Genomic DNA, 13,462 nt, shown 5'->3' with positions numbered 1-13,462 from the left:
TATATGATGAGATCTTTATATTCTGGTGTTTCTGGTCTTCAGAATCATCAAACAAGGATGGATGTTGTTGGTAATAATATTGCAAATGTGAATACTATTGGATTTAAGAAAGGAAGAGTTAATTTTCAAGATATTATATCTCAAAGTATTTCGGGGGCATCTCGTCCTGCTGATGGGCGTGGAGGTGTTAATCCAAAGCAGGTTGGTCTTGGAATGAATGTTGCTACTATTGATACTATTCATACTCAAGGAGCATTTCAAAGTACTCAGAAAGCTTCTGACCTTGGAATTAGTGGTAATGGTTTTTTTATCTTAAGAGATGGCAATAATTCTTTTTATACAAGGGCTGGTACATTTGATGTTGATTCCGATAGGCATCTTGTAAATCCTGCAAATGGTATGAGGATTCAAGGTTGGATGGCAAAATCTATTGGAGGAGAACAGGTTATTAATACATCTGCTGATATTGAAGATTTAGTTATTTCTATTGGAAATAAAGAAGCTGCTAAGGCTACTGAACACATTACTTTTGCTTGCAATCTTGATAAGAGATTGCCCATAATTTCAGAAGGTGCAAGCGAAGTGGATATTGCTCGTGGTACTTGGGTTGTTAATAAGACTGTTTACGATAGTTTTGGAAATACTAATGTTGTTGAACTTAGAGTTGTAAAGGATGCAATTACTCCTAATACATGGAACGCTACAGTTTTAGTAAATGGAGAGGCAAATTCTAGTTTTACGATGGGCTTTAATAATGAAGGGGCATTACTTTCTTTAAATGGTCAACCAGGTCAGCTAGGTGATTTATTAGAGTTTCCTATAGTTTTTAATGTTATGAATGCTAATGCTGAAGAAGTTGGCGCTCAACAAACTATTAATCTTAGACTTGGGAATGTTGGTAGCTATACTGATTCAATTACTCAATTTGCTGATACAAGTACTACAAAGGCTATTATTCAGGATGGCTATGGTATGGGATATATGGAAAACTATGAAATCGATCAAAATGGGGTAATAACAGGAATTTATTCAAATGGTATTAGACGAGATATTGGAAAGATCGCTCTTGCCTCATTTGTTAATCCTGGGGGGCTTGCAAAAGTAGGTGATACTAATTTTAGTGAAACAAGTAATTCAGGTCAGGCTAAAATAGGTGAAACTGGTTTAGCAGGTCTTGGTACTATTAGGGCAGGAGTTTTAGAAATGGCTAACGTTGATCTTGCTGAACAATTTACAGACATGATAGTGACTCAAAGAGGTTTTCAGGCTAATGCTAAGACTATAACAACTTCGGATCAGTTATTACAAGAGCTTGTGAGACTTAAGAATTAATTTTGTGTTTGTAGTTTATGATTTATGTAACTAAGCTTAATGGCGATGGATATTATTTAAATCCTTGTCATATTGAGAGTATTGAGGCTAATCCTGATACTACGATTCTTCTTATGAATGGTAAAAAATTAGTTGTAAAAGAAAGTGTAGTAGAGGTGGTAGAAAGGATCAAGATATATAGGGGAGAGGTTGCTTTGTTGAACAGAATTACACAAGAGAATAAGGGAGTTGGGTTATGAATTTGGCTAGTATAATTGGATGGGGAGTTGGATTTGGTGCTATTTTGATTTCTATGGCATTTACTCCTACAGGATTAGGAGTTTTTTGGGATTTGAGCTCTGTGTTTATTACAGTTGTTGGTTCTTTTTCTGCACTTGTGGCTTCTTCAGAGATTCCCACTGTTAAGAAAATTCCTACATATTTAGGATTTTTCTTTAAAAAAAGTTATTTTGGTAAGGTTTCTATTATAAAAACTTTAGTGGAGCTTTCAGAAAAAGCTAGAAAAGAAGGGCTTTTATCTCTTGATGATGAACTTGATCAAATCAATGATCCCTTTTTTAAGTCTGGAATGAGACTTGTCGTTGATGGTGCTGATCCTGAGATCATTAGGACTATGCTTTATCTTGAACTTGACCAAATGCAAGAAAGACACAAAGTAGGTTCTAATCTTTTTGGAACTTGGGCAAAGCTTGCTCCTGCTTTTGGAATGACAGGTACACTTATTGGACTTATAGCTCTTCTTGGAAATTTGGAAGACAGGTCAGCTCTTGGTTCTTCTATGGCTGTTGCTCTTATTACAACTCTTTATGGTACAATAATGGCGAACTTAATGTTGCTTCCTATTCAAATTAAATTAGAAACTATAGATCTTGAGGAGACGTCAATTAAAACGATGATAGTCGAGGGTATTTTATCAATTCAGGCAGGGGATAACCCTAGGATTTTGGAACAAAAATTAGTAACATTTTTAACTCCTAAAGATAGGAGTCAGCTTGGAAGTGGTATTCTTGGGGGCGAATGATGGCGTTGAGAATTAAAAAGAGGCGTTCAAAATGTGAAGAAGGCGCTCCTGATTATATGTTAACATATGGAGACATGGTTACTTTGTTGCTTGTTTTTTTTGTTACTATGTTTTCATTAAATGATATTATTGTCAAAGAAAATATATTAAAAATAGTGTCAGCTTCATTTACAGGTTCCGGATTTTTTAAGGGTGGTAAGACCTTAGATATTAATAAGCTTTCGTATTTGAGTAATAGTTTTATGTCTTTGCCTTCTTCTCAGAAGAATAAGCAAGCTTCTCAGGCGTCTAAAAATAAGTCTATTATTGAGTTTATTGAGAAAATTCAGTCTAATAGGGTTATTGTTAGGCAGCATGAACAGGGTGTTATTGTATCTCTTTTAGCCGATGCTTTTTTTGATTCAGCTAGTGCTGAGGTTAAACTTGATGATAATAGAGAAACTATACAAAAGATAGCTTCTTTTATTGGGTTTTTAGATAATCAAGGATATAATTTTAAAATCGAAGGACATACAGATAGTGTTGATGTTGATATAAATGGAATTTGGAAAAGCAACTGGCAGCTTTCATCAGCAAGAGCAGTAAATATGTTAGAGCAGATTTTGAATTACACTGATCAGTCTAAAATAAAGAGCATTGAAAGTAAATTTGAGGTGTCTGGATTTGCAAGTAGCCGGCCGGTTGCTACAGACAATACCCCTGAAGGTAGGGCTTATAATAGAAGAATAGATATTTTGATTACTAGTGATGCTTCTTTGAGTTCTACTAAAGGTATTAATCAATAATAATATTTTAGTAATGAAAGAAGAAATTATATAGGAGGTAATATGTCTGATAAAGATGATGGTAATATTGATGTAGGTGGTTCTGATAATAGGAGAACTGGCTTGCTACCTGATGTTATAATAAAAGTTTTGCAAATATTATCAATAGGTTTGTTTACCGTTGTCATCATGATAATAGTTTCTTATTTTGTTTCTAAGATGGTAGTAAGTCAAAGTGGGGCACCTAATAATTTTCCAATTTTTTCTAATGAATATTTGGGGAAACCCCCTATGCTTATATGGTATGAAAGTATAGATGAAATTAGGGGCACTACTCAAGATACTCCCCCAAAGACTTTTGTCATAAAACTTGCATTAGGTTATGCTGAGAATAATGTAAATATTTTGAGTGAGCTTGGAAGACAGAAAGTACGGTTAAAAGATATTATTAGAGAGTATTTTAGTCAAAGAACAGGACAGGAAATAAAAAATGAAAGTCAGATTAAAGCAGAGATTAAGGCTAGGATTAATAGTATTCTTAGAAATGGTGAGATAAAAGAGATAGCATTGACGCAAATTGATATTTTTGATATGTGATTTTTTAAAAGGAATTTTGAATGGCAGGTAATCCAGGATCATTATCTCAAGATGATATAGACAGTCTTTTGGAATCTATTAATGCATCTGATAACTTATCATCAGATGATTCTCTTTCTAATATCATATCTAGTCCTATGGGTAAGAAGCAGAAAATTAAAGTTTATGATTTTAAAAGACCGGATAAATTCTCAAAAGAACAGGTAAGGACAGTATCAAGTTTTCATGAAGCATTTGCAAGGTATACTACTACTTCACTCTCAGCACTTTTAAGGAAGATGGTTCATGTACATGTGGCTTCAGTTGATCAGTTAACTTATGAAGAATTTATTAGATCTATCCCAAATCCTACTACTTTAGCAATAATTAACATGGATCCTCTTAAGGGTTCTGCTATATTTGAGGTTGATCCAACTATTGCATTTGCAATAGTCGATAGGCTATTTGGAGGAGATGGGGATACTATTAAGGATAAGAGTAGAGATTTAACAGAAATAGAACAATCTGTGATGGAAAGTGTTATTATCCGTATACTTGCTAATATGAGAGAAGCTTGGTCTCAAGTAGTCGATCTTCGGCCTCGTTTTGGGCATATAGAGGTTAATCCTCAGTTTGCTCAGATAGTTCCTCCTACAGAAATGGTTATTTTAGTAACTCTTGAAGTTAAAATAGGTAAAGTTGAAGGGCTTATGAATTTTTGTTTGCCTTATATTACGATAGAACCTATTGTTTCTAAGCTTTCAACAAGGTATTGGCATTCTTTGATTGGTGTGGGGACTACTAGTGAGAATCTTGATGTACTCAGGGAAAAGCTTGAAAATACAGATATGCTTTTAGTAGCTGAAATCGGAGAGGTGAAATTAAAGGTTAGAGAAATATTATCCTTAGAAAAGGGGGATGTACTTAATCTTGAGAATTCCCCAATAGATAAGGACTTAATTTTAAGGGTAGGGACTAAAGAAAAATTTAAGTGTAGGATGGGTCTTGTTGGAAATAAGGTTGCGGTTCAAATTACAGAAAAAGTAGGTGAGATAGAAGGTTTTGATTTGTTAAAGGAGCTAACAGAAGAAGTTGAGTAATTTATTAAAAGTTTAAATGTGTTAATAAGTTTAATGAAGAGGTAAATTAATGTCTGTAGATGATAAAAGTGATGTTGGTGAAGAGAAGCCTGAGATAAAAGGTGTTAAGCTTCCTGATTTAATTGATACTTTGCCTGAAGGTGTTGATCCTAGTAATTTTGGTCTTTTGATGGATGTTTCTATGCAGGTTACTGTTGAACTTGGTAGGACTGAGCGTAAAATAAAAGATATACTTGGGATGTCTGAGGGAACAATTATTACACTTGATAAACTTGCTGGTGAGCCAGTGGATATTTTGGTAAATGGCAAAGTGGTAGCTAAAGGAGAGGTTGTTGTAATTGATGAGAATTTTGGTGTTAGAATTACTGAAATAATTAAAATTAGAAATGAGTAGGTTAATTTCACTTAAGTTTTTGTTTCTAATTTTTTTAAGTTTTTTTTCTGAAAGTTTATTTGCGCAGGAAAGTAACTTTGATTTGAGCAGTTCTGCTTCTAGCTTAGAAAATGAGGTTGATTTGCCGGTATTTGGGGATGATGATAAGGCTGATTTGAATAATAAAGATATACAGAATAGTATCTCTCTTTTCAATATTACAGATTTAGTTACTATATTTTTGTTCTTTCTTTTCTTTTTTGTTTGTATTTTCTTGCTTAAAAAAATAATTTTAAATTATAAGAAAACAAAAAATAATGATAAATCAAATCTTATAAGAGAGCTTGCTTTTTATGAAATAGACAATAAGAATTCTATAAGAATTATCAGTATACTGGGTAATGTTTATGTATTTTTAATATCAAGTAATTCTGCTATTTTGTTAAGAGAAATTAAACGGGATGAAGATCTAGATAATTTAGAGTTTGAACTTGAAAAGGCTAATAGTCGTAGTAATATAAATTCGTTTAAGTCAATTTTAAATAAACTATTGCATAAGGACAAAAAAAATGAATTTTTGCTTGATAGATCAGAATGTGCGGAGTTAGAACATGATATTGAGAATTCTTTAAAGAGTAAGCAGGATAGGTTGAAAAAGTTTTAGATGTTCAATTTAAATAGAAAATTAAGTTTTTTTTTGTTTTTTGGGGTTATAGATTTTTCATTTGCTCAAACTAAGTCTTTTCAGACTACTACTGGTATAAATTTTCCTTTTGTTGATTTTGTAAATTCTGTCGGTGGTGGGATAATTTTTCCTTTACAACTTTTATTAGTATTAACTATAATAACTCTTGCTCCGGCTTTCTTAGTTTTAATGACATCCTTTTTAAGGATAGTAATAGTATTAGATTTTATTAGGAAGGCATTATCCCTTCAGCAGTCTCCACCCAATCAGGTAATAATGGGACTGGCTTTATTTTTAACTCTTTTTACTATGTGGCCAACTTTTAATATAATATATAAAGACGCATATTTGCCTCTTAAGGATTCAAAAATAGGTTTTAATGAATTTTATGATAAAGGTATTGCTCCACTTAGAAATTTTATGTATAAGCAGATGTCTAATAGCAGGCATGATGAGATTAAATTATTTATGAGTATGAGCAATTATTCTAGGCCTAAAAATTTCAGTGAAGTGCCGACCCATATTCTTATTGTATCTTTTGTTTTACATGAGTTAAAAGTTGCTTTTAAAATGGGTATTTTGATATTTTTGCCATTCATAGTAATAGATATTATTGTATCTGTAGTCTTAATGGCAATGGGAATGATAATGTTGCCACCTGTGATGATATCTTTGCCATTTAAACTTATTCTTTTTGTAATGGTAGATGGTTGGACTTTGATTACTAGTGGGCTTGTGAAAAGCTTCATGTGAGAATTGCAATGACAACAGGACAAATTGTTCATCTAATTAGGATTTCTATTGAGAATATTATTATTCTTTCAGCACCGATGTTAATTACAGCTCTTATAGTTGGTCTTTTAGTTTCAATTTTTCAAGCTGTTACATCAATTCAAGATCAAACTCTTAGTTTTATTCCCAAGATTATTATAATACTTTTAACTCTTGTTATATTTGGTCCTTGGATTTTAAAAAAGCTTATGCAATTTGCTTTTTTGGTTTTTAGTCAAATACAATATATGTAATGTATGGATAAAACATGGATATGAATTTTTTAGTTTTAAAAGCTTTTGTAGTCCTACCTGTATTTGTTAGGATTTTTCTTTTTTTAAGATTTTCACCTTTTTTTGCGACTATTAGAATGAGTTATTTAAATTTTTTCTTTGCTTTAATTTTGTCGATTATTGTTGCAGACAAGATAAATGTTGTTTATCCTTTAGATAGTTTGATTTCATTTTCATTGATATTGGTAGGGGAAGCCATTTTAGGTCTTATTCAGGCTTTTTTTGTAAGTATAATTTTTAATGTCTTTCATTTGATTGGATTTTTTTTCTCAAATCAGATGGGGCTTGCTTACGCAAATATTTTTGATATTTTTGCAGAAGAAGATAGTTTGATAATATCTCAGATATTTACTTATCTTTTTTTGCTTTTATTTTTATCAAATAATGTTTTGTTGCGTTTCTTTATGATTGGAGTTCATGATTCTGTTTTAAATGTTAGAGTTGAGCATATGGTTAATATCAAAAATTATGAGTTTATTAAATTAATATTTTATTCTTTTGCTATTCTTTTTGAAAAGGCTTTAGTGATTTCATTTCCAATATTGGGAATACTTTTACTTTTGTATCTGATTTTAGGTATACTTGCAAAGACTTCTCCTCAGATTAACTTGTTAATGATTAGTTTTTCAGTGTCATTGGGGTTGGGATTAATTGTTTTATATATTGGTTTTCCAAGTTTGGTCATGTCTGTTCAAAGGGTAATTGAACTTGCTTTAGAATCTATGAGAAGTGCTTTAAATTTATTTTCTGAGACCTTGGAATGAGTGCTAAGAATGAATTTTTAAGTAAATATTGGTATATACCTCTTAATTTTTTTGCTGCAGAGGATGAGGGCAGAACTGAACTTCCTACTGAGCAGAAGAAGCAAAAAGCAAGAGAGGATGGGCAAGTGTTAAGATCAACTGAAATTAATGCAGCAACTACTCTTTTGATATTATTTGCTGTATTTTTCTTTATGCTATCTTATTTTGCTCGAGAATTGATGGATATTTTTAGATGGCAAGCTGATAAGCTTCCAGAAATAATGTCTATTAGTATTTATTCATTGAGTTTCGCATATATCAGGCCGATGTTTGGATATTTGCTTTTATTTCTTTTAGTATCATTTATAGTGAATTTTTTAATTAATGTTATTCAAGTTGGTTTTTTGATAACCTTTAAACCTGTAATTCCTAGGTGGGATAGAGTAAGCCCAAACTTTTCAAAGTGGATAAAAAATTCTTTTGGTTCGTTTGATGCTTTTTTTAATTTATTTAAAAGTTTGTCAAAAATTGCTATAATATCTTTTATATATTATATTATGCTGAAAAGTAATGTAAGTAAAATATCGAGAATGTCTGAGTATAGTCTTGAAAATGGTATTTCTGTCATATTAATTCTTGCTTATAGAATATGTTTTTTTTCAGTAATGGTGTTGGTGGGGATTGGTATACTGGATTATCTTTTTCAAAGAGCTCGTTATATTGAGAATTTAAAAATGACAAAAGAAGAGATAAAGCAAGAGAGAAAGGAAATGGAAGGGGATCCTCTGCTTCGTTCTAGAATGCGTGAGCGAATGAGAGAGATTTTAACTACTAATTTGAGGATAGCAGTTCCTCAAGCAGATGTGGTAATTACGAATCCTGAGCATTTTGCTGTTGCTATTAAGTGGGATAGTGATACTATGTTAGCACCGAGGGTGCTTGCAAAGGGGCAAGATGAAATTGCGTTTGTAATTAAACAAATTGCAAGAGAAAATAATATTCCTGTAATGGTAAATAAGCCGCTTGCAAGAGGTCTTTATGCTAATGTTAATGTTAATGAAGAAATTCCAAGAGAATATTGGGAGGTTGTTTCTAAAATTCTTGTGAAAGTATATTCTATTGCTAAAAAATTTAATTAGAGGTTAAGTTTTTGGATGTAAAAAAAAATTCTGTACTAGGATATTTTGGTCTTAATAATAAAGCGGATTTTATAGTTTCAGTTGGCTTAATACTTGTTGTTGCTAGTTTTATTTTACCACTTCCTGCGTTTATTTTAGATGCGTTGATTGCGGTTAATTTGTTAGTAAGTCTTTTAATTATTCTTATTGTTCTTTATTCTAAGCGTTCGCTTGATTTTTCAGTTTTTCCAACACTTCTGCTTATTATGACGATTTTTGGGCTTGTTTTAAATATTTCTTCTACTAGATTAATCTTAATAAAAGGAATAAGTTTTGATGGTCAAATGATAAGGGCTTTTGGAACGTTCGTTGTTGGAAGTTCTGGCACTCAAGGTCTTTTTGTTGGATTTATAATATTTCTTATTATAATTGCAGTTCAGTTTATTGTTATTACTAAGGGTGCGACAAGAGTTGCTGAAGTGGCTGCTCGTTTTGCTCTTGATGCTCTTCCTGGAAAACAGATGGCTATTGATTCTGCCTATAGTTCTGGGAATTTAACAGAGGAAGAAGCTACAAGACAAAAAAATGAGTTACAGGCAGAAGTAAATTTTTATGGTGCTATGGATGGTGCTTCTAAATTTGTTTCAGGTAATGTAAAGGTTGGATTTTTGATAACTCTTATAAATATTCTAGGGGGGTTTTTTATAGGGATTACTTTGCAAGGACTTAGTTTTAACGATGCAGTCAATAATTATGTGTCTTTGACTGTTGGGGATGGACTTGTGTCTCAGCTTCCATCACTATTAATTTCAACGGCTACAGGGCTTATTGTTACTAGATCTATATCAAAAAATAGTTTTGGAGGAGAAGTCATTGAGCAATTTACTTCTTATTCAGGGATATATTGGATTGTATCTGTGTTTTTATTATTTTTGGCATTTCTTCCAGGATTTCCTACATTGATACTTATTTTTTTGGGTTTGTTGGTAGCATTTTTGGCTTATTCACTTTCTAACTTAGCTAGGGATAGAGAACTTGCTGAGAAACAAAAAGCAGAAGAGCAAGTTTTAAGTTATTCCGATAAGGAGATTGCACCGGTAGTTCCACTAGATCCATTGGCTTTAGAGATTGGGTATAATCTTGTTCCATTAGTTGATGATTCAAAGACTTCAGAACTTCTTGATCGAATTGTAAAGATACGTCGGGAGGTTGCTCTTGAATTTGGGATAGTCGTGCCTAAAATTAGAATAGTTGATAACATGAGACTTGAACCGAATAAATATTCATTTAAGCTGAGGGGAGTGGAGATTGGACATGGAGAAATTAAGTTAGGTAAGTTTTTGGTTATAAATGTAGGTTCTGATTCTGGTATTGAAGGAGATCTTACAAAAGATCCTTCATTTGGACTTCCATCTCTTTGGGTAAATGACGGTGGGAGAGAAATTGCTGAAAAATTGGGGTATACTGTAGTTGATCCTCCTTCAATCATTGCTACTCATATGACTGAGCTTATTAAGAGGCATGCTTGTGAAATTTTGACTCGTCAAGATGTTCAAAATATTCTTGATTTGTTTAAAAAGGATTATGGGGCTATTGTTGAAGAAGTTTTAAAGGATTTTTCAGTTGGAGAGATTCAAAGAGTGTTACAGGGTCTTTTAAGAGAACAAGTTTCAATACGTAATTTAGTTACAATTTTTGAAACAATAGCAGATTTTACAAGTATTACTAAAGATACATTCTTTTTAATTGAAAAATGTAGGCAAGCAATTGGAAGGCAAATAATTAGTGGATATCTAGATTCTAATTCTGAGCTTAATGTGATAACAATAAATCCAGTATTTGAGCAGAAAATAATTGATTCACGCCTTGAGGTCAATAACGATCTTGTCAGTTCTCTTGATCCGAGTTTGAAGACTAAATTTATTTATGAACTTTTTAAACTTGCAAATGAAATTCAATCACAAGGGTATTATCCTGTTATACTATCGAGTGAATCCGCTCGACCTGTGATAAGGGTATTAACTGGCAGAGAACTTTCAGATATTGTAGTTATATCTGTTTTAGAGGTGCCTAAAAATGTTAAAGTTAATGTGCTTAAAACGGTAGAGGTTGAAGAGTAGTATTATGGTTCAGTATTTTACAGAGAGAGGTCCTACTTATAATGAGGTCATAGAAACCGTTAAGAGGAAATATGGAAAGAATGCTAGGGTTATGACTTATAAGACAATATCTCGTGGAGGGATATTTGGCTTATTTAGTAGAGATTGGATAGAAGTATCAGGTTATGTTAGATATGATATTGGACAGCAACAGCTAAATGTTGAAGAGGAAAAGCGCAAGATTCTTCAAAACATTAAAAAAGAAGAGAGTTCTTCAATTGAGGATGTAATTAAGGAAGTTAAATCGCTTAAAAATGAGCTTGCGCATAAGAAGGAAGAAGTTAATCATCCAACAATTCTAAAGATAGAAGATATTTTGCGTAGTAATGATTTTTCTGAAAGTTATATTAAAGATATTAATAATTTTATTAGGAGGGAGTTTAGTTTATCAGATCTTGATGATTATGATAAAGTTAAAGATAGTGTTATAATATATATTGCTAAGACTATTAAATGTTCAGGATCTCTTATTGATAATCTGAAGAAAAGAATATTTATTTTAGTTGGACCAACAGGTGTTGGTAAGACTACCACTATTGCAAAGCTTGCAGCGATTTATGGAATTAATGGTGATGATAAGAGTTTAAGTATTAAGATTATTACTATTGATAACTATCGTATAGGAGCTAAGAAACAAATTCAGACATATGGCGATATTATGGGAATTCCTGTTAAGGCAATTGAATCTTTTAAGGACTTAAAAGAAGAAATTACACAATCTAAGGATTTTGATCTTGTTCTTATTGATACAATTGGTAAGAGTCCTAAGGATTTCATGAAACTTGCTGAGATGAAGGAACTTCTTAATGCTTGTGGTCGTGATGCTGAATTTCACTTAGCTGTGAGTTCTACCACGAAGACAGCAGATATTAAAGAAATATTTCATCAATTTTCTCCCTTCAGCTATAAGACTGTGATTTTTACTAAGCTGGATGAGACAACATGTGTTGGTAATTTAATAAGTTTAATTCATGAAATGAGGAAGGAAGTTTCCTATGTTACTGATGGGCAAATTGTGCCTCATAATATTAGTATTGCAGAGCCGCTTACCTTTATTAGGAAGATAAATGGATATAGAATAAGTGATGATGTTGAATTTATTCGAAAGCTAAAAAGTAAATCTTATTATTAAGGATAATGTATAATGGAAGATCAAGCTCAAAGTTTACGTGATATTATGAGATTGAATAATAGGGCTAGTTTTGTTATTGATGATAAAATTCAAAATAGTAGAACGAGATTTATTGCTATTACTAGTGGTAAAGGTGGAGTTGGAAAAAGTAATATTGCTGTGGGTCTTGCTCTTAAGTATGCAAGTCTTGGTAAGAAAGTTTTAGTTTTTGATGCAGATATTGGTATGGCTAACATTAATATTTTACTTGGAGTCATTCCAAAATACAGTATTTATCACATGATTATGCAGGGTCGAGGCATTAAGGATGTAATAACAAAGACAGAGTATAATATTGATCTTTTAGCTGGTGCTTCTGGAACAACAGAGCTTTTAGATTTATCAGAGTCTGAGATGAATCAGTTTATAAAGGAGTTATTAAAAGTTTATGAATATGATATAGTAGTAATAGATACTAGTGCTGGAATTTCAAGACAGGTTATTTCATTTTTATTTTCTAGCGATGATGTAGTTATTGTGACGACTCCTGAGCCTACTTCTATAACTGATGCTTATGGAATAATTAAGGTTTTATCTCACAGAATGGAAAATTTAAAAAATTTAAGGTTAGTTGTAAATAGAGTGGCTAATGTAAGTGAAGGAAAGATAGTGGCTAAAAAGGTTATTGATATATCAAATCAGTTTTTAAATTTAAATATTGATTATTTGGGATATGTTTATGAAGACCAGAATATTAGGAATTCTGTTTTTAAACAAAGGCCTTTTATTTTATTAAATCCTAATAGCAAGGCGAGTTATTGCCTTGATTCTATTGTAGCTGCTCTTGAAGAGATTACTGTTGATAATAAAAAAAGAAGGGGCGTAATAGGTTTTATATCTAAATTTTTTGGCATGGAATAATTCATATGTTATTTAATAAGAGAAGCAAATATGTTTTATTATTTAGTTCATTTGCATTTGTTCTTTCAGTTGTACTTGGTATTCTTGCTCGCGTGCCTTTTATTACAATATTGTTTAGGGCATTTTTTCAGTTTGTATTTTTTTTCTGTATTGGATTGTTACTTGAGTTTATATATAAGAAGTATTTATATGATCTTTTTAAAGATCATACTTTGAGTGATGATAAAGAAGACGATATTGATGAAAGTAATAACTGTAATTCCAAATCGGATAATATGAACTCTTTTTCTGAAAATGTCTCTACTAATGAGGATACCAAGAGTGATAATTATGATTCTGTAGAAAAATTGAGTAAAAGTAAAACTGTGCCTAAAGAGAGTAAATCTAACAATGAATTTAATGGTAAACTGCCAGATCAGATTTCATATGTTGAGAGGGCTGATCCAAAGGTTGTTGCTGAGGCTATTAAGACTTTGATTAATAAAAAGGAATAAT

At 31.8% G+C, this 13,462-nt stretch carries 16 protein-coding genes; all 16 read left to right on the top strand.

The features are described 5' to 3' along the window. Positions 1-3: 3 nt before the first annotated feature. Genes flgE through N187_RS01300 form a run of 16 tightly spaced genes read left to right on the top strand, consistent with a single transcriptional unit; the run spans position 4 to position 13,461 of the window. Complete coding sequence (gene flgE, locus N187_RS01375) at positions 4-1,332, top strand: flagellar hook protein FlgE (protein WP_025419487.1); 1,329 nt, start codon at positions 4-6, stop codon at positions 1,330-1,332. A 17-nt stretch (positions 1,333-1,349) separates the two neighbouring features. Further along, the gene (locus N187_RS01370) at positions 1,350-1,571 is read left to right on the top strand and encodes a flagellar FlbD family protein (protein ID WP_025419486.1); all 222 of its coding nucleotides are present in this window, start codon (positions 1,350-1,352) and stop codon (positions 1,569-1,571) included. Then, the gene (locus N187_RS01365; protein WP_025419485.1) at positions 1,568-2,353 is read left to right on the top strand and encodes a motility protein A; all 786 of its coding nucleotides are present in this window, start codon (positions 1,568-1,570) and stop codon (positions 2,351-2,353) included. The genes N187_RS01370 and N187_RS01365 overlap by 4 nt, the downstream gene beginning before the upstream one ends. Then, complete coding sequence (gene motB / locus N187_RS01360) at positions 2,353-3,138, top strand: flagellar motor protein MotB (protein ID WP_025419484.1); 786 nt, start codon at positions 2,353-2,355, stop codon at positions 3,136-3,138. Before N187_RS01365 ends, motB begins: the two co-directional genes overlap by 1 nt. A 42-nt stretch (positions 3,139-3,180) precedes the next feature. After that, positions 3,181-3,714, top strand: coding sequence for a flagellar basal body-associated protein FliL (gene fliL / locus N187_RS01355; protein WP_025419483.1), 534 nt, complete (start codon positions 3,181-3,183; stop codon positions 3,712-3,714). Between the two features lie 20 nt (positions 3,715-3,734). Continuing rightward, complete coding sequence (gene fliM / locus N187_RS01350) at positions 3,735-4,793, top strand: flagellar motor switch protein FliM (RefSeq protein ID WP_025419482.1); 1,059 nt, start codon at positions 3,735-3,737, stop codon at positions 4,791-4,793. Between the two features lie 49 nt (positions 4,794-4,842). Continuing rightward, complete coding sequence (gene fliN / locus N187_RS01345) at positions 4,843-5,187, top strand: flagellar motor switch protein FliN (protein WP_025419481.1); 345 nt, start codon at positions 4,843-4,845, stop codon at positions 5,185-5,187. Continuing rightward, positions 5,180-5,830, top strand: coding sequence for a flagellar biosynthetic protein FliO (locus N187_RS01340; RefSeq protein ID WP_084797378.1), 651 nt, complete (start codon positions 5,180-5,182; stop codon positions 5,828-5,830). Before fliN ends, N187_RS01340 begins: the two co-directional genes overlap by 8 nt. After that, on the top strand, positions 5,831-6,604 hold the full coding sequence (gene fliP / locus N187_RS01335; RefSeq protein ID WP_025419479.1) for a flagellar type III secretion system pore protein FliP: 774 nt from the start codon (positions 5,831-5,833) through the stop codon (positions 6,602-6,604). It abuts the gene before it with no gap. Between the two features lie 8 nt (positions 6,605-6,612). Beyond that, the gene (fliQ, locus tag N187_RS01330; RefSeq protein ID WP_025419478.1) at positions 6,613-6,876 is read left to right on the top strand and encodes a flagellar biosynthesis protein FliQ; all 264 of its coding nucleotides are present in this window, start codon (positions 6,613-6,615) and stop codon (positions 6,874-6,876) included. A gap of 14 nt (positions 6,877-6,890) precedes the next feature. After that, a complete protein-coding gene (fliR, locus tag N187_RS01325) occupies positions 6,891-7,679 on the top strand; it encodes a flagellar biosynthetic protein FliR (protein ID WP_025419477.1) in 789 nt (262 codons plus the stop codon). Further along, positions 7,676-8,797 (top strand): flagellar biosynthesis protein FlhB, encoded by a 1,122-nt coding sequence (gene flhB / locus N187_RS01320; protein WP_025419476.1) that lies wholly within the window; start codon positions 7,676-7,678, stop codon positions 8,795-8,797. The genes fliR and flhB overlap by 4 nt, the downstream gene beginning before the upstream one ends. Before the next feature lie 11 nt (positions 8,798-8,808). Then, entirely contained in the window at positions 8,809-10,896 is a 2,088-nt protein-coding gene (flhA, locus tag N187_RS01315) for a flagellar biosynthesis protein FlhA (protein ID WP_025419475.1), read from the top strand. Between the two features lie 4 nt (positions 10,897-10,900). After that, positions 10,901-12,067, top strand: coding sequence for a flagellar biosynthesis protein FlhF (gene flhF / locus N187_RS01310; protein ID WP_025419474.1), 1,167 nt, complete (start codon positions 10,901-10,903; stop codon positions 12,065-12,067). A gap of 12 nt (positions 12,068-12,079) precedes the next feature. Further along, the gene (locus N187_RS01305) at positions 12,080-12,967 is read left to right on the top strand and encodes a MinD/ParA family protein (protein WP_025419473.1); all 888 of its coding nucleotides are present in this window, start codon (positions 12,080-12,082) and stop codon (positions 12,965-12,967) included. Positions 12,968-12,972: 5 nt separating this feature from the next. Next, the gene (locus N187_RS01300; protein WP_025419472.1) at positions 12,973-13,461 is read left to right on the top strand and encodes a hypothetical protein; all 489 of its coding nucleotides are present in this window, start codon (positions 12,973-12,975) and stop codon (positions 13,459-13,461) included. Position 13,462: the final 1 nt, after the last annotated feature.

The organism is Borrelia anserina Es, from assembly GCF_001936255.1.
GTDB lineage: Bacteria > Spirochaetota > Spirochaetia > Borreliales > Borreliaceae > Borrelia > Borrelia anserina.
Note: the sequence above shows the minus strand (reverse complement) of the source record. Positions and strands in the feature narration are given on the sequence as shown.

What these genes read in the sequence shown, in the direction of transcription:
- fliP (WP_025419479.1), top strand. Translation starts at nt 5,831, where the DNA reads ATGTTCAATTTAAATAGAAAATTAAGTTTTTTTTTGTTTTTTGGGGTT.
- N187_RS01340 (WP_084797378.1), top strand. Translation starts at nt 5,180, where the DNA reads ATGAGTAGGTTAATTTCACTTAAGTTTTTGTTTCTAATTTTTTTAAGT.
- motB (WP_025419484.1), top strand. Translation starts at nt 2,353, where the DNA reads ATGGCGTTGAGAATTAAAAAGAGGCGTTCAAAATGTGAAGAAGGCGCT.
- flhB (WP_025419476.1), top strand. Translation starts at nt 7,676, where the DNA reads ATGAGTGCTAAGAATGAATTTTTAAGTAAATATTGGTATATACCTCTT.
- fliN (WP_025419481.1), top strand. Translation starts at nt 4,843, where the DNA reads ATGTCTGTAGATGATAAAAGTGATGTTGGTGAAGAGAAGCCTGAGATA.
- N187_RS01365 (WP_025419485.1), top strand. Translation starts at nt 1,568, where the DNA reads ATGAATTTGGCTAGTATAATTGGATGGGGAGTTGGATTTGGTGCTATT.
- flgE (WP_025419487.1), top strand. Translation starts at nt 4, where the DNA reads ATGATGAGATCTTTATATTCTGGTGTTTCTGGTCTTCAGAATCATCAA.
- fliM (WP_025419482.1), top strand. Translation starts at nt 3,735, where the DNA reads ATGGCAGGTAATCCAGGATCATTATCTCAAGATGATATAGACAGTCTT.
- fliR (WP_025419477.1), top strand. Translation starts at nt 6,891, where the DNA reads ATGGATATGAATTTTTTAGTTTTAAAAGCTTTTGTAGTCCTACCTGTA.
- N187_RS01300 (WP_025419472.1), top strand. Translation starts at nt 12,973, where the DNA reads ATGTTATTTAATAAGAGAAGCAAATATGTTTTATTATTTAGTTCATTT.
- fliQ (WP_025419478.1), top strand. Translation starts at nt 6,613, where the DNA reads ATGACAACAGGACAAATTGTTCATCTAATTAGGATTTCTATTGAGAAT.
- N187_RS01370 (WP_025419486.1), top strand. Translation starts at nt 1,350, where the DNA reads ATGATTTATGTAACTAAGCTTAATGGCGATGGATATTATTTAAATCCT.
- N187_RS01305 (WP_025419473.1), top strand. Translation starts at nt 12,080, where the DNA reads ATGGAAGATCAAGCTCAAAGTTTACGTGATATTATGAGATTGAATAAT.
- fliL (WP_025419483.1), top strand. Translation starts at nt 3,181, where the DNA reads ATGTCTGATAAAGATGATGGTAATATTGATGTAGGTGGTTCTGATAAT.
- flhF (WP_025419474.1), top strand. Translation starts at nt 10,901, where the DNA reads ATGGTTCAGTATTTTACAGAGAGAGGTCCTACTTATAATGAGGTCATA.